17 protein-coding genes are annotated in these 18515 nt (G+C 64.8%); 4 read left to right on the forward strand and 13 right to left on the reverse strand.

Annotated features, from left to right (window positions below; translation table 11 throughout):
- Positions 1-65: 65 nt before the first annotated feature.
- From grpE to O3300_RS22435, 4 genes are all read right to left on the reverse strand, one after another.
- Positions 66-602, reverse strand: a complete 537-nt coding sequence (gene grpE, locus O3300_RS22420) for a nucleotide exchange factor GrpE (RefSeq protein ID WP_251350097.1) — start codon at positions 600-602, stop codon at positions 66-68.
- Between the two features lie 343 nt (positions 603-945).
- The gene (hemH, locus tag O3300_RS22425) at positions 946-2055 is read right to left on the reverse strand and encodes a ferrochelatase (protein ID WP_305054161.1); all 1110 of its coding nucleotides are present in this window, start codon (positions 2053-2055) and stop codon (positions 946-948) included.
- Between the two features lie 272 nt (positions 2056-2327).
- On the reverse strand, positions 2328-3995 hold the full coding sequence (recN, locus tag O3300_RS22430) for a DNA repair protein RecN (RefSeq protein WP_305054162.1): 1668 nt from the start codon (positions 3993-3995) through the stop codon (positions 2328-2330).
- 47 nt (positions 3996-4042) lie between these two features.
- Positions 4043-5002, reverse strand: a complete 960-nt coding sequence (locus O3300_RS22435) for an NAD kinase (RefSeq protein WP_257218838.1) — start codon at positions 5000-5002, stop codon at positions 4043-4045.
- A 262-nt stretch (positions 5003-5264) separates the two neighbouring features.
- On the opposite strand from O3300_RS22435, the gene O3300_RS22440 reads away from it, so the two are divergent.
- From O3300_RS22440 to gloA, 3 genes are all read left to right on the forward strand, one after another.
- The gene (locus tag O3300_RS22440; protein ID WP_099666324.1) at positions 5265-5531 is read left to right on the forward strand and encodes a hypothetical protein; all 267 of its coding nucleotides are present in this window, start codon (positions 5265-5267) and stop codon (positions 5529-5531) included.
- Between the two features lie 106 nt (positions 5532-5637).
- A complete protein-coding gene (locus tag O3300_RS22445) occupies positions 5638-6060 on the forward strand; it encodes an OsmC family protein (RefSeq protein WP_099666323.1) in 423 nt (140 codons plus the stop codon).
- A gap of 114 nt (positions 6061-6174) precedes the next feature.
- Positions 6175-6582, forward strand: a complete 408-nt coding sequence (gloA, locus tag O3300_RS22450) for a lactoylglutathione lyase (RefSeq protein WP_010401713.1) — start codon at positions 6175-6177, stop codon at positions 6580-6582.
- A 4-nt stretch (positions 6583-6586) separates the two neighbouring features.
- Here gloA and O3300_RS22455 read toward each other — a convergent pair whose 3' ends face one another.
- Entirely contained in the window at positions 6587-7492 is a 906-nt protein-coding gene (locus O3300_RS22455) for a LysR substrate-binding domain-containing protein (protein ID WP_305054163.1), read from the reverse strand.
- A 93-nt stretch (positions 7493-7585) separates the two neighbouring features.
- Between O3300_RS22455 and O3300_RS22460 the strand changes: the two genes are divergently transcribed.
- The gene (locus O3300_RS22460) at positions 7586-8053 is read left to right on the forward strand and encodes a DMT family transporter (protein ID WP_305054164.1); all 468 of its coding nucleotides are present in this window, start codon (positions 7586-7588) and stop codon (positions 8051-8053) included.
- 68 nt (positions 8054-8121) lie between these two features.
- On the opposite strand, the gene O3300_RS22465 is transcribed toward O3300_RS22460, so the two are convergent.
- The 8 genes from O3300_RS22465 to O3300_RS22500 all read right to left on the reverse strand — a co-directional run bounded on the left by O3300_RS22465 (position 8122) and on the right by O3300_RS22500 (position 18408).
- Positions 8122-9462, reverse strand: coding sequence for a TolC family outer membrane protein (locus O3300_RS22465; protein WP_305054165.1), 1341 nt, complete (start codon positions 9460-9462; stop codon positions 8122-8124).
- Positions 9463-9603: 141 nt separating this feature from the next.
- Complete coding sequence (locus tag O3300_RS22470) at positions 9604-9927, reverse strand: rhodanese-like domain-containing protein (protein ID WP_034745954.1); 324 nt, start codon at positions 9925-9927, stop codon at positions 9604-9606.
- A gap of 13 nt (positions 9928-9940) precedes the next feature.
- Positions 9941-10591, reverse strand: coding sequence for a protein-L-isoaspartate O-methyltransferase (locus O3300_RS22475; RefSeq protein WP_034788761.1), 651 nt, complete (start codon positions 10589-10591; stop codon positions 9941-9943).
- A 169-nt stretch (positions 10592-10760) separates the two neighbouring features.
- Positions 10761-11411, reverse strand: coding sequence for a TetR/AcrR family transcriptional regulator (locus O3300_RS22480; protein WP_099666319.1), 651 nt, complete (start codon positions 11409-11411; stop codon positions 10761-10763).
- A 248-nt stretch (positions 11412-11659) separates the two neighbouring features.
- Positions 11660-13993, reverse strand: coding sequence for an ABC transporter permease (locus tag O3300_RS22485; RefSeq protein ID WP_305054166.1), 2334 nt, complete (start codon positions 13991-13993; stop codon positions 11660-11662).
- Between the two features lie 16 nt (positions 13994-14009).
- On the reverse strand, positions 14010-16403 hold the full coding sequence (locus O3300_RS22490) for an ABC transporter permease (RefSeq protein WP_305054167.1): 2394 nt from the start codon (positions 16401-16403) through the stop codon (positions 14010-14012).
- Complete coding sequence (locus O3300_RS22495; protein WP_099666317.1) at positions 16400-17080, reverse strand: ABC transporter ATP-binding protein; 681 nt, start codon at positions 17078-17080, stop codon at positions 16400-16402. The genes O3300_RS22490 and O3300_RS22495 overlap by 4 nt, the downstream gene beginning before the upstream one ends.
- A 32-nt stretch (positions 17081-17112) precedes the next feature.
- Complete coding sequence (locus O3300_RS22500; RefSeq protein ID WP_305054168.1) at positions 17113-18408, reverse strand: efflux RND transporter periplasmic adaptor subunit; 1296 nt, start codon at positions 18406-18408, stop codon at positions 17113-17115.
- Between the last annotated feature and the right edge of the window lie 107 nt (positions 18409-18515).

An 18515-nucleotide genomic window follows, 5' to 3' on the forward strand; every position in this document is an offset into this window, starting at 1 on the left:
TTCAGATGGTTCTTATATGTGGCAAAGCGGCATGGTTTCAAGGCTTGCTTGATGCCGCCCTCTGATTATTTTGCTTGCGCGGTCGTTACAATGGCTGGACGCAGCAGGCGGTCCGCAATCATATAGCCCTTTTGCAGGACTGACACGATGGTATTGGCTTCCTGGTCCGCTGGCACCACGGCAACAGCCTGGTGTTTCATCGGATCGAGCTTCTCGCCCTGCACCGGCAACACTTCCACCAGGCGGTTGCGCTCGAACGCGGCGTTCAGTTGCTTCAGGGTCATCTCGACGCCTTCTTTCAGCGAGTCGATGGTCGGTGTTTCCACCGTCAGCGCCGTTTCCAGGCTGTCTTTCACCGGCACCATGGCTTCGGCAAAGCTTTCCACTGCGAATTTATGCGCTTTAGCAACATCTTCCTGCGCGCGGCGGCGGATATTTTCGCCATCGGCCTTGGCGCGCATGAAGGCATCGTGCATCTCTGCAAGACGCGCTTCGGTACTCGCCAGCTGCTCTTCCAAAGTAGGCTCTGCGGGAGTCGATGGGGCAGTCGCCGCGGCGTCCGCTTGCGGATTAGGTACAGCTTGGTTTTCCTGATCTTGCATCTGAAAAGCTCCTACAATCAATGACTTAAATGAGTTAGTCTAACTATCTTTACAACACTAACGGGCAGATGGGGCTATATCCTATTGTTTCAAGGGGTATGCATGGCAAAACCGGAATTACAGCGATCCATGTTACAGCTTATTACAAAGCACTTCCCATTTCGGGCAGCGATCCGTGCGCGCCCCCCTTGATTTTCCAGGCTTCCCACGGCAAAGCGGGCATTCTACCAGCCCCGCCGCAGCCATCGCCACAGGCGATGTTGCTATTCAGAAAACCCCTTGGCTGCGCCAGACATGACAAAGCCGCGCAAGCGCGGCTTTTTATTGTCAAAAATAATTGCCTTTAATTCGGCGCGCCCAGGGCCAGGGCCGCCGTGCGCGCCTGCTCGCCCGCCTTCTTGTCCGCTTCGCGCTGCGCCGCCGTCTTCATCGTCGGCCAGCCAATCATGTGCTGTTCCGCAATTTCCGCCAGGCCCGCGATCCAGGCTGGCGTTTCGTTCAGGCAAGCGATGTAATGAAATTGCTGGCCGCCGACCGCTTCGAAGTCATGCTTGGCTTCCATGGCGATCTCTTCCAGGGTTTCCAGGCAATCGCTGGTAAAGCCCGGACACAGCAGGTCGACGCGCTTGACACCCTGTTGCGCCAGCGCCACGAGGGTGGGCGCCGTGTACGGCTGCAGCCATTCGGCCTTGCCAAAGCGCGACTGGAAGGTCACCACGTATTGATCTTTGCTCAACTTCAATTTTTCCGCCAGCAAGCGCGCCGTTTTCAGGCATTGGCAGTGGTAGGGATCGCCGAGCAGCAAGGTACGCTTGGGCACGCCATGAAAACTCATCACCAGTTTTTCGGGACGGCCATGCGCTTCCCAATGGTTCAGCACGGAATCGCGCAAGGCGTCGATATACGTGTCGTGCTCGTGATACTGCTTGATAAAGCGCAATTCCGGCACATTGCGCACCGTGGCGTAATGGGCAAACACGGCGTCGTAGATGGAACCCGTCGTCGTGCCCGAGTATTGCGGATAGGCCGGCAGGATGGCGATGCGCTCGCAGCCTTCGCTTTTCAGCCTGGCCAGCACCTCGGGCAGGGAAGGCGAACCGTAGCGCATGGCCATGGCGACGGTGACGCCATCGTGACCCCGCTCGGCCAGGGCGCCGGCCAGCAATTTCGCCTGCTTTTGCGTGTGCACTTTCAGGGGCGAACCGTCACGCGTCCAGATCGACGCATATTTCTTGGCCGACTGGCCGGAGCGGAAAGGCAAAATGATCAGGTTCAAAATGAACCACCAGACGAGACGGGGAATCTCCACCACGCGCGGGTCGGACAAAAATTGCTTCAGGTAGCGCCGCACGGCCGACGAGGTCGGCGCATCGGGCGTGCCCAGGTTGACCAGCACCACGGCGCTGCGGTCGATACTGCCATGCGTGTACGGCGGTTCTGTTTGAAATGACATGAAAGCTCTTCGAAGGCGTTGGATGGATTAGCCGACCATTATAGTTACATTGCGTCAACATTGGGAAAGATGGAAAGGAACGGCATAAGGCTAACTGCCATTCTCACCAGACCGGTTTACGCTAACAACGCCTAACAAAACCGTAGCGAGCGGCAGCGAGGCTCGGCGCCCCCGTTGGCCCGAGCAGCGCAGCTGTGCGAAGCATGGGGCCGCCGAGGCAGTGAGCATCGCAGGCCGCGACCCGCGACGCGCAGTAGGTTTGGTTAGGTGTACTAGATAGCCAGCAATTCGCGCGCATGCTTGCGCGTGGTGGCCGTGATTTCCAGGCCGCCCAGCATGCGCGCCACTTCTTCCACCCTGGCCTTGGCATCGAGCATATCGATGCGCGACGCCGTCTTGCCATTGTCCAGGGTGCTTTTTGCCACCTGGAAATGCTGATTTGCCTGGCTGGCCACTTGCGGCAAGTGGGTTACGCACAGCACTTGCCGTCCCTGCCCCAGGCGTTTCAACAGGCGGCCCACCACTTCGGCGACGGCGCCGCCGATGCCGCTGTCGACCTCGTCGAAGATCAGGGTCGGCGTGGTGGTGGCGTGCGAGGTGATGACGGAAATGGCCAGCGCGATGCGCGCCAGTTCGCCGCCGGACGCGACTTTCGCCAGCGAGCGGGGCGCCGTGCCCGCATGGCCGGCGACGAGGAATTCCACTTGCTCCAGGCCATGCGCGGCCGGTTCGCACGGGTGCAGGGCGATTTCAAAGCTGCCGCCCGTCATGCTCAGCTCCTGCATGGCGCGCGTGACGGCATGGCCCAGTTCCAGGGCGGCGGCGCGCCGCGTGTTTGATAACCGTTCGGCCACGCCGCGATATTCCGCCTCGATCTTCGCTTCCTGGCGCAGCAAGCCCTCGATGTCGGAGGCGTAGGCCAGGTGCTGCAGCTTTTCCGACAACTTCGCGTGTTCCTCGGGCAATTCTTCCGGCGTGACGCGGAATTTGCGCGCCGTGCTGTGCATGGCTTCCATGCGCGCGTCGAGCTGGTGCAAGCGCTCCGGGTCCAGTTCGACCCGGTCCAGGTAATTGTTCAGCGCGTACACGGATTCCTGTAATTGAATGCGCGACGATTCGATCAGGTCGACAATCGGTTGCAATTCCGCATCGACGGACACCAGCTTGCCCAGCTTCTGGTTCAGGGCCGACAGTTGCGACACGATCGGATGGTCTTCCTGCTCAGAAATGATGGACAAGGCTTCCTGCGCCCCTTCCAGCAGGCTGGCCGCGTGCGACAGGCGGCTGTGCTCGTTCGTGATCTCCGTCCATTCGCCGGGCTTGGCGGCCAGTTTTTCCAGTTCTCCCACTTGCCATTCCAGGCGTTCGCGCTCGTACAGCACGTTGGCGGCGTTGGTTTCGAATTCTTCGCGCTGGCGCACGAGGGCGCGCCAGCGCTTGTGCAGGGCCGCCACTTGCCGCGCATCCTGCTCCGCACCCGCTTCGCGCGCCGTCGCCTGGCCGTCGAGCAAGGCGCGCTGCGCCTCGCTTTTCAGCAAGGACTGGTGCGCATGCTGGCCGTGGATGTCGACCAGCATGTCGCCCAGCTCGCGCAACTGCGCGGCCGTGGCGGGGATGCCGTTGATATACGCTTTCGAGCGGCCCGCGTTGTCGATTACGCGGCGCAACAGGGCGCCGCCCTCGTCGTTGGCGAACTCATTGGCGGCCAGCCACGCTTGCGCCACCTCGCTGACGGAAAAATCGGCCGTGATGTCGGCCTTGGCCGCGCCTTCGCGCACCACGCTGGCGTCGCCGCGCCCGCCCAGCGCCAGGGTCAGCGCATCGATGAGGATGGACTTGCCGGCGCCCGTCTCCCCCGTCAGCACGCTGAAGCCGGCGGAAAATTCCAGTTCAATGGTATCGACAATGACAAAATCGCGAATGGACAGTGTATGGAGCATGGTTTCTGTGGTTGGGCGGCGCACCGCGGGTTGACGTAGAGAAAATGTTAGCTGAGCTTGCCCTCGCCCGACGGGTACTCATTCCAGTGCAATTTTTCACGCAGGGTGTTGTAGTAACTCCACCCTTCCGGATGCAGGAAGGTAATCGCATGCGGCGAACGGCGGATGAGGATGCGGTCTTGCTGCACCAGGCTGGCAAAGGTCTGCATGTCGAAATTGACGCTGATATCGCGCCCGCGCACGATTTCCACGACGATCTGGCTGGAATCGGGCAAGACGATGGGGCGGTTCGACAGCGCATGCGGGGCGATCGGCACGAGCACGATGCCGCCCAGGGTCGGATGCAGCAGGGGGCCGCCGGCCGACAGTGAGTACGCGGTCGAGCCCGTGGGCGTGGAAATGATCAAGCCATCCGAGCGCTGGTTGTACATGAAGTGGCCGTCGACCTCGACGCGCAATTCGGCCATGCCGGCGCCGCCGCCGCGCGAGACGACGACATCGTTGACGGCCATGCCCACGTGTATCGACTCGCCGTCACGCAGCACGCTGCCTTCAAGCAAGGTGCGTCGTTCGGCCTTGAAGCGGCCGCCGAGAATTTGCGCCAGCACGGGCAGCATGCGCTCGAGCGGAATATCCGTCATGAAACCCAAACGCCCCTGATTGATACCGATCAAAGGTACGTCGAATGGCGCCAGCTGGCGCGCAATGCCCAGCATGGTGCCGTCGCCGCCCATGACGATGGCGCAATCGGCGGCGGCGCCGATCTCAGCCGGCGACATGGCGCGCACGCCGGGAAACGCCAGGTTCAGGTGCGCGGCCGTCTCCGCCTCGAAGACCACCGTGTGGCCCAGCACTTGCAGGAAATCGACGATGCTTTTCACGGGCTCGGCAATGCCATCCGTATTCTGGCGCACGACCAGGGCGATGGTCTTGGCGCCCAGGTTGAAGCGCTCTCCCGGGGCTGGCAAGGTCGCGGCTGGCTGTTCGGCGTGTGTATCGACGGGCATAAGAGTCTCGGTAGTGAATTCGGTGGCAAACCGCCCCAGGCTGTCGCATCGCACGCCGGCATCGCATAATACTGTATATATGCACAGTATAGTGCGGCTGCCGCGTGCCTGCAAGAGGCGTTCTTGGTGTTGCACGCAGTGTAGCGCAGAAAAAGAATCGTCCATGCGTGCGCCAGCGCTCCCTGCCTGGACAAATCCGCTTGCGGGCGGCCTGTCGCGGCGGGACACTGATGGCACGTCATTTTTACTGTCAGGAGGCCATATGGCTACCCAGCCAAGCGAGCGCAAGATCAATACCGAGGAAAAAGTCAGCAATGACGGCGTCGACCGCCTGCCGCACGAGCGCGACGAATCGCCCGATGCGCAAAACGTGCGCCCGCGCAAGATCATGCAGCAGGCAGCCAGTGACCTGGAGCAAGGCCTGGTCGATACGGACCGGCGTGCCCAGCCCGGCGTGGAAAAGGTCAAGCCGGCCGAACCGAAACAGGCGCGTCCCGACGCAGAACTGGAACCAAAGAAGGCGCGCTGAGTCGAACTGTCGTGGGCCGCGCATGCTCCCACAGTGTGACGCAACGAACGGAAGCGGCAAGCCCCGGCGCGCATGATGAACGCTCGAACCACGCAAGGAGTACATCATGAAAAAAACAGGATCAGCCGTCTGGAGTGGCGGCCTTAAAGATGGCAAAGGGTTTATTTCCACCCAAAGCGGCGCGCTCGACAACGTAGCCTATGGCTTCAACACCCGCTTCGAAGACGGTCCAGGCAGCAATCCGGAAGAACTCATCGGCGCCGCCCATGCGGCCTGCTTCACCATGGCCCTGTCCGGCCAGCTGGGCGAGGCGGGCTTGCGCGCCACGGCCCTGAAAACCACGGCCGACGTCAGCCTGGAAAAAATCGATGGCAGCTATGCCATCACGGCCGTGCACCTGACCCTCGTGGCCAGCATCCCCGGCGCCACCGACGAAGCGTTCCAGGACGCGGCCCTGCGCGCCAAGCTCGGCTGCCCCGTGTCCAAATTGCTGGCCACGGAAATCACCCTGGACGCCCATCTGGAGTAATGCCGGCCTGCCGTCCGCTGCCGTCCCCTCACCGGACGGCAGGGGCGGCCTCGGCAAGAAAGCCGTAAAACGCATAAAATCCTGCCATTCCCCTATCACCCTCAAGGATTTACGATGCGTATTTTGCACACCATGTTACGGGTCGGCGACCTGCAGCGCTCCATCGATTTTTACACCAAGGTCCTGGGCATGAAATTGCTGCGCACCAGCGACAACCCGGAATACCAATACACGCTGGCCTTCGTCGGCTATGGATCGAATCCCGACCATGCGGAACTGGAACTGACGTATAACTATGGCACCACCAGCTACGAGCTGGGCACGGCATATGGCCACATCGCCATCTCGGCCGACGACATCGTCGCCGCTTGCGACGCGGCACGCGCGAATGGCGGCAACGTCACGCGCGAACCGGGCCCCGTGAAAGGCGGCAACACGGTCATCGCCTTCATCACCGACCCGGACGGCTACAAGATCGAATTGATCGAGCGCAAGTTCGACGGCCAGGGCGGCGGCCTGTAATACCTCAGCCTGGCTCGGCGGCCTGTGCAATGGCCGCGCGCAGCCAGGCGATGCCCGCATCGCCCTCCGTGCGGCGGTGCCGTATCACTTCAAACGCAAACGGCGCGATGGCAAACGGCGCAGCGTACTGTGCCAGCCCTTGCGCCGCGCTGCCCTGCAAGGCGCGCCGCGCCACCGTCAGGATCAAGTCCGTCCCCCTCACGACATCCGGTGCGACCGTCCAGTACGGCACGCGCACGGCGATGCGGCGCGTCTGTCCCAGCTGGGCCAGGGCCGCGTCGACTTCGGCCGCCATGCCGCCTTCGCTGGACGCCACCAGCACATGGGGGCGCGCCAGATAGGTGTCCAGGGTCAACACTTCACCGGCCGCCAGGCTGGCCGGATCGAGCGCGCACGCGAACGTTTCCTCGAATAAAGTTTCTCTGTGTAGCTGCTCGGGCAGTTGCGGGAATACACCGAGCGCCAGGTCGATCTCGCCATCCTGCACGCCAGCGATCACGGCCGGGCGGCTGGCATAGCTGACGGCCAGGTCGATGCCGGGCGCGTCCACGCGCAAGCGCCGCAGCAAAGCGGGCAAGAGCAAGGCCGCGCCGTAATCCGACATGGCCAGGCGAAACACGCGCTGCGCCGTGGCCGCCTCGAAGACGGCGCCGCCCAGCACGGAACGCACGCTTTGCAGGGCTTCGGCCAAGGGCCGCGCCAACTCCAGCGCGCGCGCCGTCGGCTGGAAGCCGCCCTTGCCGCGCAATAGCAGCGGGTCGCCGAGCAGGTGGCGCAAGCGGGCCAGCGCATGGCTGACGGCAGGCTGGCTCATATGTAACCGTTCGGCCGCGCGCGACAAATGGCGCTCGCTGAGCAGCGCATCCAGGATCACCAGCAAGTTCAAATCGACGGCGCGCAGATTATTCATTTCATGCATAGTTGGATGACAAACTACGAATTGGATTTAATCATGACAGCATAATACGATGATCGCATCAACTCAACAAAGATGGAGTCGCCCATGTATGGATGGATCACCGTATTTGCCCCGCTGGCCATGCTGGCCGGCGCCGTCGTTCCCTTCCAGGCGGGCGCGAATGCCGCGCTGGGCCGCAACCTGGGCCACCCGCTGTGGGCCACCCTCGCCTCGCTGGCCGTCAGCGCCGTGCTCGCGTCCCTCGTGCTGCTGCTCTGGCGGGTGCCGGTGCCCGATGTCCAGCTCGCCATGCGCGGGCCGGGCTGGTCCTGGCTGGGCGGCGCGGCCGGCGTGTTTTATATTACCGCCGCGCTGATGCTGGCGCCGCGCATGGGGTCCGGCCCCTTCATGGCGGCCGTCATCGGCGGGCAAATGCTGGCCGCGCTGGCCATCGACCGCTACGGCTTGCTGGGCTTTGCCGTGAAGCATATTTCTCCGCTGCACTGGGCCGGTGCGGGCTTGGTGGTGGCGGGCGTGATCCTGACGCAAGTGGCCAACAGCCGCGCCGTGTGATAACACGGCAAGACGAAAAAAAACCAGCGCCGTCGCCGGGGCTGGTTTTGATCGTGCGCAATACTGGATTATTTGTCCAGCAAGGCATTGACCGGCATCAAGTCCGTTTCCTTCAGGGTGCCGGCCGCCGCCTTCAGGCGCAAGCCGTTCATGATGGTGTCGTAGCGGGCTTTCGACAGGTCTTTCTGCGTCGAGAACAATTGTTTCTGCGCATTCAACACGTCGATATTGATGCGCACGCCCACTTGATAGCCGAGCTGGTTCGACTCCAGCGCCGATTTGCTCGACACTTCCGCCGCTTCCAGCGCCTTGACTTGCGCCAGGCCGCTATTGACGCCCAGGAAAGCCTGGCGCGCGCCTTGCGAGGCCGTGCGGCGTGCCGTTTCCAGGTCGTTGCGGGCCTTGTTTTCCAGCGCGATCGATTCGCGCACCTTGCTGGTGACGGCAAAGCCGCTGAAGATCGGGATGCTCCACTGCACGCCGATGGCATTATTGTTATTGCCGCTGCCATTGCCGCCGCCCGAGGAATAGGTATGGCCAGCGTTGGCGATCAGGTCCACGGTCGGGTAGTGGCCGGCGCGGTTGCGGCCGATGTCGCGCTTGGCCGATTCCACATTGAACTGGGCCGTGACGACGCCATAGTTCTGCTCTTCGGCGGACGACACCCACGGCTCGACGGCAGCCGGCTCTGGCGCGCTGATGACGACGCCCGTGCGCATCGGCGCCAGGGTGGTCGGCGCTTCGCCGATGATGGTTTGCAAGGCGCTGCGCTTGTTGGCCAGGTCATTGATGGCGGCAAACTCCTGCGCCACCACCAGATCGTAGGCCGCTTGCGCTTCGTGCGTGTCGGTAATCGTTTGCGTGCCGACTTCGAAGTTGCGCTTGGCCGATGCCAGTTGTTCCGTCGTGGCGACCTTTTGCGCCTGCGTGGCGCCCAGGTTGTCCTGCGCGCTCAGCACATCGAAATACGCCTGCGCCACGCGGGTGATCAGGTCTTGCTGCACTTGTGCAAATTGCGCTTCGGCAATCGCCTGCGCCAGCTTGCTTTGCTGATAGGTTTCCCAGCGATCCCAGCGGAACAGCGGTTGCGCCAGTGTCAAATTGTAGGCATTCGTGCGTACATTCACGGACGGCGAGGTGATCTTGTTGCCGCCATTGTTCTGGACGATCTGTTCCTGATTGCCACGCGTATTGCTGCCCGACGCGGAGATTTGCGGCAGCAAGCCTGCCAATCCCTGCGGAACCCGCTCCATCCCGGCCGACAGGGCCGCGCGCGCGCTGGCGTACTGCGCGTCATTGGCCAGCGCCTGCTGGTACACCTGGATGAGATCGGCCGCCTGCGCTTGCAGCGAGTATGTCATCGAGACAAAGGCGCTGGTCATCAGCACGGCGATAAGGGGTTTCCGCATTGCATTTCTCCGTTGGAGTCGTCAAAAGTTGATGGAATCAAAAATCTGCTACCGCTTGCCTTGCGCCCGCCGGGTGAGCGGGGTACAGGCCTCCGCAGGCATGCAGGAAAACATGCCTGGGTGCATCTACTGCAAAATAACTTAGTATTTAGGCATCGCGCTGTCGACTTGCAGCGCCCAGGCATGCACGCCGCCCGTCAAATTACTGATCTTGCCAAAACCATTGCGCTCCAGGAAGGCTGCCACTTGCATGCTGCGCATGCCGTGATGGCAGATGCAGACGATCTCGGCGTCTTCATCGAGATCATCGATGCGCGCAGGAATCGAATTCATCTGCATCAGGGTGGCACCGTCGAGGTGGCACAGGTCGAACTCCCACTGTTCCCGCACGTCCAGCAACAAGGGGCGCGGGCGGGAAGGGTCAGCCAGCCAGGCGGCCAGCTGCGGTGCACTCAAATGCTCCATCGAATCGGTCGCCTCAGAACTGGAAATGCGACGGTGCCACGGCTTGCAGCGGCGTGACATTGGTTTCAAACAGCTTGCGCGTGTCGTAGGCCTTGTCCGAGCTGCGCGTGATCAAGTGCGCCGACATGATCGGCGCTTCGCCGATGATGGCTAGGATGCGGCCGCCGACTTTCACTTGTTGCAACAGTGCTTCCGGCAACACGGCCAGGGCGCCGGACACGACGATCACGTCATACGGTGCGCCCTTGCTCCAGCCCTGGGCGCCGTCGCCCAGTTCCACGGTGACATTCGTCACGCCGTTGGCGGCCAGGGTCTGCTCGGCCAGGGTTTTCAATTGGGGAACGATTTCCACGCTCGTCACATGACGTGCCTTGTGCGCCAGCAACGCGGCCATATAGCCGCTGCCGGTGCCGATTTCCAGCACATTTTCATGCTTCTTGACGGCTACGTCTTGCAAAATGCGCGCTTCCAGCTTCGGCGTCAACATGCATTCGCCACCGCCCAGTGGAATTTCGGTATCGACGAAGGCCAGGTTCTTATAGGCGGCCGGCACGAAATCTTCACGCTTGACCACGTTCAACAGCTCCAATACGTCGATATCCAGTACGTCCCATGGACGGATCTGCTGTTCGATCATATTGAAGCGGGCTTGTTCGATATTCATCTTTGGACTCGGTAAGTGAAGTAATAATCCGCCATTTTATCGTTGAACTGGCTGAAAGCACATGTTAACCATAAAGGCGGGGAATGGAGGAAATTTGCGACGATCTGCAGATTTGGGGGGGCGAACCTTGGAAAAGGGGCAACTGAACGGTAGAGGCTAGCTCCGCTTATCAACTTTTCCCGGGCGCCTCCACCTGCAAGCTGCGCAAGCTCATATCGATAAAAGCATCCATGTAGGCGACGGGATCGATGTTCTTGACCTCGCACGGCAGGAAGGAGTGCGTCCACATCATCAGCATGGTGACGGGCGCGCTGAGGATGGTGCTGACCAGCACGGGATCGACCTGGCGGAATTCGCCGCGCTGCATGCCCCGTTCCAGCAAGGTGGCGATCAGCGCATTGCCGCGCGTGACCACCTCTTCGTTGTAAAACTGCGCCAGTTCCGGGAAATTGTTCGCTTCGGCCAACATCAGCTTGGTCAAACCGGCCAGCTTGGTGGCGCCGAATTCTTCCCACCATTGCATCATCATGCTGCGTAACAACTCGGCGCTGGTGCTGTCCGAGGCGGCCATGCTGTCTTCCGCCTCGCCGATGGAATGCACGATATTGTCGCGCACCACGGCCTTGAACAGCTCTTGCTTGTTCTCAAAGTACAGGTACAGGGTGCCTTTCGACACGCCGGCCCGCTTGGCCACATCCTCCAGGCGCGTCGATGCGAAGCCCCGTTCGACAAACAGGTCGAGGGCGGCGGCGAGCAATTCCTGCGGGCGGGCATCCTTGCGCCGCTCCCAGCGGGGCTTGGTATCAATCGGGGCTTGCATGTGTCTTTCCAAGTAACTTACTTTTGAGTCATTAATGGTAGACCGGTCTACCGTCAAGGTCAAGCGCCGGTTGCCAGACCCATCCTGATCGCACGAAAAGGGCGCAGAAGTACACTGATGCGTATACATATAGGCAGCCGCACCTCGCCGGCTGGCCGATCCGCACGCTCGCCATTGTAACGCGTCGCTGTGGCATGGCGCCCATCGGCTGGGAGCGTCCGACGCTGACACCAAGCGGCAAGCCCGTCTCAATCGCGCAAGGCTTGCGCCGGCGCCATGCGCATGGCCAGCCAGGCGTGGCGCGCAGTCGCCAGGGCCACCACGAACGCGGCCGGCGGCAAGGCTGCCACGCCGGCGATGGCGAGCAGCCACAGGAACTCGCGCACCACCAGCGTCCCGATGGCCAGGCGCCCGGCGCCATGCAGCTTGCGCAACACGATCTCGCGCGCGCGCCGCTGCACATTGTGCGCCACCAGCACATATACGCCAAAGGCCGCCAGCACGAAGATGGCGGCGCTGGCCCAGGCCAGCAGGCTGGCCATGCGGCGATCGTCGGCATAGGCGCTGGCGGCATATGCCGTCAGCGGCTTGGGCGCATACACTTGCCCCGGAAAATAGCGCTGCCACAGCGGGGCGACGGCTTCCGTCACGCTGGCGCCGTCCTCCCCCGCCGCCAGGCGCACGGTCAGCATCGCATTGGCAGGGTCGAGTCGGTACATCACGGGCAGCAGCGGCTCGCGCAAGCTTTGCCAGCGGATGTCCGGCACGACGCCGACGATCTGCAAGGCCTGGCCATTGAGCCAGCGTCCCGGCGCCTGCTGCGCCGTGGCCATGCCCAGCGCGCGCACAGCCGCCATGTTGATGACGACGGCGCTCGCCTCCGGCGCACGCTCGATGGCGGGATCGAACGCGCGCCCCGCCAGCGCGGCCACCCCGTACGCGTCGAAAAAGCTGGCGCTGACTTCACGGATCTCCAGCGAGATGCTGCCGCCGTCGCCGCGCTGCACGATATCGCTGGAACGCGTGCCGCCGCCCCCGTCGCGGCCAGGCACGTCGCGGCTGTCCGCCACCGCCGCCACGCCGGGCAGGCGCAGCACGGCGTCGCGGAAGGCCACGCTGGCCGGCTGGCGCATATCCTGCCCCTTCGGCAATTCCAGCACCAGCAGCGGCGCCGCATCGAAGCCGCGCGCAGCCTCGCTGGCATAGCGCGTCTGCCAGGCTACCGCCAGCGCCACGCTGCCCAGGCCCATCGCCAGGGCCAGCTGCGACACCGTCAGCACGCGGCGCAGGCCGGCGCTGCCGCGGGTGTCGCCGCTACGCTGCGCCAGCGCCTGGCGCATGTCGACACGACAGGCCAGCCAACCCGGATAGGCGCCCGCCGCCGTGCCGGCCAGCACGCACAGCACCAGCGGCAGCGGTGCAAAGATGTCATCCAGCGGCCGCGCCACAAGCGCGGCGAACAGGGGTAGCAGCAACCAGGCCAGCAGCACGCCCAGCGCCGTGGCCCCCAGCGACAGCAACAGCGATTCGGCCAGGAACTGGGCCAGCAACTGCCCCGAGGAAGCGCCCAGCACGCGCCGCACGGCGATTTCACGCTGGCGCTGCAAGGTGCGCACGGCCGCCAGGCTGATGTAGTTGGACACGGCCAGCAGCAGGATCAGCAGGCCGACGGCGCCCAGTCCCAGCACCAGCCGCCGGTCGGCGCGCGGACCGCTGCCGATGGTGTTGGCCACCGTGGTGTCGAAATAGGCGTCGCGCAGGGGCCCCAGCGCGATTTCGACGGGCTTGCGCTCGCCCAGCGCGGCGCGCTGCTGCGGCGGCACGAGGCTGTTCCATGGCCCCTGGTCAGTGGCAGTCTGCAGCGCGCCGCGCAAGGCTTCGGCGCTCACGCCCGCTCCCGCCTTGACATAAATCTTGCCGGCGATGCCCATCCAGTTGGCCAGCGCCGCGTCGCGCTGGGGCGCCGGCCACAGCACGCTGCCCGTCCCCGCCAGCAGCGCATAGGACACCGTGCTGGCCAGCGGCGGATCGGCCAGCACGGCGCGCACGCGCAGACGTTGCCGGTCCAGCGCGATATCGCGCCCCAGCACGCGCTCCGGCACGTCGGCGTGGCCGAACAGGCGGCGCGCCATCGACTCCGTCACGGCCAGACCATCGGGCCGGCTCAGCGCCGCCGACAGGTCGCCGGCCAGCACGCGCGGCTGGAAGATGGCGGCAAAAGCGGGATCGACGGCCGTGATCTCGAGTTCCTGCTGACGACCATCCTGCTCGAAGGTCGCCTTGCGCGGCCAGAACACGCTCGCTTGCAAGGGGAAACCGCTGCGCAGCGCCACGTCGCGCAGGGCAAATGGCGTGTATTCCAGCCACTGCGGCTGCGGAATGAAGTTGAGCCGGTGCTTCAGCACATAGACGCGCTCGGCTTGCGGCACGGCGGCATCGAAGCTGAAGGAATAGCGGACCAGGCAAAGCAGCAACAGGCACAGTGCAAAACCCGTCGCCAGCCCGCCCAGCGCGGCGGCGGAATACGCCGGTTGCTGCGCCAGCAAGCGCCAGCCGATGCGAAAATCTCGTGCAGACATCATGCTATCCCTTGAAGTATCAGTCAGCGCGCAAGGCCAGCGCCGGCGCCATGCGCATGGCCGACCAGGTGTGCCGCACGGTGGCCAGCAGGGCCACCAGCAGGGCCAGCAGCAATGCCGCCGCCAGGGGCCAGGCGCCCAGCGGCGCGCGCTCGACAAAGCCGGCCAGGTAGTGCGCGATGCCCAGGGCCGCCAGCGGCAGGCCCAATACGGCGCCGGCGGCAAGCAGCAGCATGAACTCGCGTCCCACCAGGCGCGCGATGGCGGCGCGGCCGGCGCCATGCAACTTGCGCAGCACAATTTCACGGCTGCGGCGCTGCACGCTGTAGGCCGACAGCACATAGATGCCGAAGGCGGCAAGCAGCAGGGCGATCAGGCTGGCCAGGCCGAGCATGCGCGCCAGGCGCAGATCTTCGGCATACATCCCCGTCAGCAGGCTTTGCGCCGTGCGCAGCTCCAGCATCCGCTCCGGAAAATAGCGCCGCCACAGCGGTTCGATGCGCGCATGGGCCACTGCCACGGCGTCCGCGCTGCGCAAGGACAGCGTGCCGCCATGGCGCAAATCGAACAGCATCGGCTGGGCCGCCTGACGCATGTCCTGGAAGCGGATCGGCGGCGCAATGCCAATGATCACCTGCCCGTCCGGCATCGCCTGCCCCACGGCGGCCTGCGGCGTGGGGTAGCCCAGCGCCAGCGCCGCCGCCGCATTGAGCACCACCACCTGGCTGCCGACCCTGTCCCGCGCCGCGTCGAACAATCGCCCGTGCAGAGGCACGATGCGGTGCAGGTCGAACCAGCCCGGCGTCATGGGTTTGTATTCGAGGCGCACGTCGCGCCCGCCGCGCGTCCTGACGCTGCCGACGACCTTGCTGCCATCGCGCCCGACCGCTTCCAGGATGCCCGCCACGCCGGCAATGCCGGGCAGGCGCGCCAGCGCCTCTTCGAAGGCGCGCGCCTGCGGACTGTCCTCGCTCCCGGGCGGCAAGTCCAGCACCAGCAAGCCATCCGGCGCAAAGCCCGGCGAGGCATGGCTGCCATACCAGGCTTGCCAGCCGACGGCCAGGGTCGCGGCGCACAGCGCCATGGCGGCGCCGAACTGCAATACCGTCAGCACGCGGCGCAGCCACAGGCCAGCCACCGTTTCGCTGTTGCCGCGGCCAGCCAGCGCGGGACCGGGCCGCACGCGCAGCGCGCACCAGGCGGGATAGGCGCCCGCGCACAAGCCCGTGAGCACGCCGGACAGCAAGGCGCCGGCGCAGCGCCAGGCAGTGAACATATCGTCCAGCGGCCGCTGGACCAGCTCGGCGAAGAGCGGCAGCGCCAGCCAGGCCAGCAGCAAACCGGCGGCGGCCGCCAGCAGCGCTGTGAGCACCGACTCGGCCAGGAACTGCCGCACCAGGCGCCCCGCACTGGCGCCGAGCAGCTTGCGCACGCCGATTTCCCGCTGGCGGCGCAAGGTGCGCACGGTGGCAAGGTTGACGTAATTGATGACGGCCAGGGCCAGTATCAGCAGCGCCAGCACGGCCAGTCCCGCCACGCTGGCGCGCTGCCCATGCCGCGCCGCCGCGCGGCTGTTGTACAGGTCCGCATCGAAGTAAGCCTGCGCCAGCGGCAGCAGCGCGATGTCGGTGACGTTGCGCCCCTCGAGTGCGCGACCCATCGAGGCGCCGCGCACCTGCCGGTCTTGCGGCGAATCGTTGACGGCCCGCTGCAGCAGCGCCGCCAGCGCATCGGGGTCTGCGCCGGGGCGCATCCGCAGGTAAATGGCGCCGCGCCCCGTGCCGGAAAAAGCGGCCTCGCGCTGCGCCGCCGGCCAGGCGCTGCTGAGCGTACCCACCAGCACTTCATACGGCACGGTGGTGTTGCGCTGATGGTCGGGCAGGATGGCGCGCACCTGCAGCGTGACGCCGCCGACCCGCAGCAACTGGCCCAGCGCGGGCCCGTCGGCAAACAGCTTGCGCGCCGCCGTCTGCGTCAGCGCCACGGCATCGGGCTGCGCCAGCGTGGACCGCAAGTCGCCCTGCAGCGCCGTCACGCCGAACAGGCTGGCAAAATCCGCATCGACCGCTTGCACGTTCAGTGCATACGGGCGCTCGCCGCGCTGCACGGGCAAAGCCAGTTGCCTGACGATGCTCGCCATCTCCACCGCACCGCTGCGCTGCGCCACGTCGCGCAGCGACAGATAGGCGTAGTTCTGCCACTCGGGGCGGATGAACAGATTGATGCGCTGCTTGACCAGCTGCACGCGCTCGCGCTGCGGTACGTGGCTATCGTAGCCCAGGCTGTAGCCGACAAAGCCCAGCAGCAGAAAGCAGGCCGCGAAACCCACCGCCAGGCCCAGGATGACGGCCGCCGAGGCGCCACGCTGCTGCGCCAGCAGGCGCCAGCCGATGCGGAAATCGGCCGCCTTCATGCGGCTTGCAAGGCGTCGACCACGACGCGGCCGTCCAGCAAATGCAGGGTGCGCGACGCCTGCGCCGCATGGTCGGGCGAGTGGGTCACCATCACCACCGTCGTGCCCTCCGCATTGATGCTGCGCAGCAGGCGCATGACTTCATTGCCGTGCGCCGTATCGAGGTTGCCCGTCGGTTCATCGGCCAGCAAGACGGCCGGCCCGGCCACCAGCGCGCGCGCGATCGCCACGCGCTGCTGCTGGCCGCCGGACAGCTGCGACGGCCGGTGTCCCGCGCGGTGGGCCACGCCCAGCTTGTCGAGCATGGCGGCCACGCGCTGGCGCCGTTCGCGTGCCGGCGTGCCGTTGTATTCGAGCGCCAGCTCCACGTTCTCGAACACGCTCAGTTCCTCGATCAGGTTGAAGCTCTGGAAGATGAAGCCGATGCGCCCGCGGCGCAGCACATTGAGCTTCGCCTCGCTCCAGCCTGCCACGTTCTGGCCCTCGAACCAGTATTCGCCCTGGCTGGGAATATCGAGCAAGCCCAGCAGACCCAGCAGGGTCGATTTGCCGCAGCCCGACGGGCCCGTGATGGCCACATATTCGCCCGCCTCGATTTCGAGGTCGATGCGGTCCAGGGCCTTGGTCTGGATATCGCCTGACTGATGCAGCTTGCTGACGCCGACTAGTTTGAGCATGGGTGGAACCTTTATGGAAGATGAGAGGGAATTTACCGGCTTATGTGCAATCTGGGGGAATTTCCATAGGCGGCGTAGGCGGACAGGATCACGCGTTCGCCTGCCTGCAGCCCTTGCAGCACTTCGAGCTGGCTGTTGTTGCGCCGGCCGATACGCACCGCGCGCCGCTGCGCCTGGCCGCCGGACGCATCGAGCACGTAGACCCAGGCGCCGCCGCTGTCGTTGACGAAAGCGCCGTTCGGCAGCAGCAGCGCGGCGGCCGGCTCGCCCAGGGTGATCTGCGCATCGAGGCTTTGTCCCGGATTGAGCACGGGCGGCTGGCCGTGCGTGAACACCAGTTCCACCGTGAAGCGGCCCTCCTTGATCTGCGGATAAATCGTCTGCACGCTCAGCGCATAAGCGCGGCCATCCTGGACGATGCTGGCTTGCCGTCCCGCCGCCATGCGGTTCAGGTAAAACTCGTCCACCCTGGCCGACAGCTTGTAGCGCACTGGGTCGTCGATGCGGCCCACATTCTTGCCCGTCGCAATCGACTCGCCCACCTGCAGCCGGAAGTCCGTCAGCCGGCCGGCGGACGGCGCGCGCACGGCCAGGGCATCGACCGTGGCGCCGACCAGCAGCAGGCCCGAACTGAGGCCCGCGATGGACGCCTCAAGCTGGGCGGCCGCATCGCGGCGCACCCGCGCCTCGGCCTGCGCCGCCTGCTGTTCCTGCGCCAGCGCGCGCTGCTGCTGCAGCAGGCTGTCGGCCGACTCCTCCAGCGCCACGCTGGAAATGAAGCCCTGCGCCGCCAGCCTGACATGGCGCGCATGCTGCTTGCTTCCCTGCTGCAGCGCGAACGCCAGGTCGTCCAGGCGGCGCTGGTGCTCGCTGGCGCCGGCCTGCTGCGCCACGCGCAAGTTGGACAAGTTGAAAATCTGCTGCGCATGTTCGGCCTTGCGGGCCAGCAGTTCCAGGTTGCGCTGCGGATTGGAGATGCGGAACAGCAGCTGGCCCTTCCTGACCAGCGCGCCGTCACTGGCAAGCACCTCGTCGATGCGGCCCGACTCGACCGAATCGAGGAGCACGGAATGCAGCGGCTCGGCGCTGGCGCGTACCACCACTTCATCGAGAAAAATGCCGCGCTCTGCGATACCGATGCGCAATTCGGCGGCAGGCACCTGCAAGCCGCGCGGCATGGCCCACCACCCCGCGGCGGCCAGCGCGGCCAGCAGCAACACGCCCGCCAGGCCGGCGGCGACCAGCTTGCGCCGGCTGCGCGGCACGCGCGTATCCATGGCGGCGCCGCTGGCCGGCAAAGGGGGGATCGAAGATCGGGGAGCATGCATATTTATTTTCACGTCTTTCGCACTGGTCTTGTCCCTGCATCAGCAAGCAGCGTGCCAGCGGCAGGCGCCACGCGGACATGCGCCCTGCAGCCGCGCGTCGGCACGGG

Origin of the sequence: Janthinobacterium sp. SUN206, from assembly GCF_030587305.1 — a bacterium.
GTDB classification, from domain to species: Bacteria; Pseudomonadota; Gammaproteobacteria; order Burkholderiales; family Burkholderiaceae_D; genus Janthinobacterium; species Janthinobacterium kumbetense.

What these genes read in the sequence shown, in the direction of transcription:
- O3300_RS22440 (WP_099666324.1), top strand. Translation starts at nt 5,265, where the DNA reads ATGGCTACCCAGCCAAGCGAGCGCAAGATCAATACCGAGGAAAAAGTC.
- recN (WP_305054162.1), bottom strand. Translation starts at nt 3,995, where the DNA reads ATGCTCCATACACTGTCCATTCGCGATTTTGTCATTGTCGATACCATT.
- hemH (WP_305054161.1), bottom strand. Translation starts at nt 2,055, where the DNA reads ATGTCATTTCAAACAGAACCGCCGTACACGCATGGCAGTATCGACCGC.
- O3300_RS22485 (WP_305054166.1), bottom strand. Translation starts at nt 13,993, where the DNA reads ATGATGTCTGCACGAGATTTTCGCATCGGCTGGCGCTTGCTGGCGCAG.
- O3300_RS22470 (WP_034745954.1), bottom strand. Translation starts at nt 9,927, where the DNA reads ATGGAGCATTTGAGTGCACCGCAGCTGGCCGCCTGGCTGGCTGACCCT.
- O3300_RS22445 (WP_099666323.1), top strand. Translation starts at nt 5,638, where the DNA reads ATGAAAAAAACAGGATCAGCCGTCTGGAGTGGCGGCCTTAAAGATGGC.
- grpE (WP_251350097.1), bottom strand. Translation starts at nt 602, where the DNA reads ATGCAAGATCAGGAAAACCAAGCTGTACCTAATCCGCAAGCGGACGCC.
- O3300_RS22495 (WP_099666317.1), bottom strand. Translation starts at nt 17,080, where the DNA reads ATGCTCAAACTAGTCGGCGTCAGCAAGCTGCATCAGTCAGGCGATATC.
- O3300_RS22435 (WP_257218838.1), bottom strand. Translation starts at nt 5,002, where the DNA reads ATGCCCGTCGATACACACGCCGAACAGCCAGCCGCGACCTTGCCAGCC.
- O3300_RS22480 (WP_099666319.1), bottom strand. Translation starts at nt 11,411, where the DNA reads ATGCAAGCCCCGATTGATACCAAGCCCCGCTGGGAGCGGCGCAAGGAT.
- O3300_RS22490 (WP_305054167.1), bottom strand. Translation starts at nt 16,403, where the DNA reads ATGAAGGCGGCCGATTTCCGCATCGGCTGGCGCCTGCTGGCGCAGCAG.
- gloA (WP_010401713.1), top strand. Translation starts at nt 6,175, where the DNA reads ATGCGTATTTTGCACACCATGTTACGGGTCGGCGACCTGCAGCGCTCC.
- O3300_RS22460 (WP_305054164.1), top strand. Translation starts at nt 7,586, where the DNA reads ATGTATGGATGGATCACCGTATTTGCCCCGCTGGCCATGCTGGCCGGC.
- O3300_RS22465 (WP_305054165.1), bottom strand. Translation starts at nt 9,462, where the DNA reads ATGCGGAAACCCCTTATCGCCGTGCTGATGACCAGCGCCTTTGTCTCG.
- O3300_RS22500 (WP_305054168.1), bottom strand. Translation starts at nt 18,408, where the DNA reads ATGCATGCTCCCCGATCTTCGATCCCCCCTTTGCCGGCCAGCGGCGCC.
- O3300_RS22475 (WP_034788761.1), bottom strand. Translation starts at nt 10,591, where the DNA reads ATGAATATCGAACAAGCCCGCTTCAATATGATCGAACAGCAGATCCGT.
- O3300_RS22455 (WP_305054163.1), bottom strand. Translation starts at nt 7,492, where the DNA reads ATGAATAATCTGCGCGCCGTCGATTTGAACTTGCTGGTGATCCTGGAT.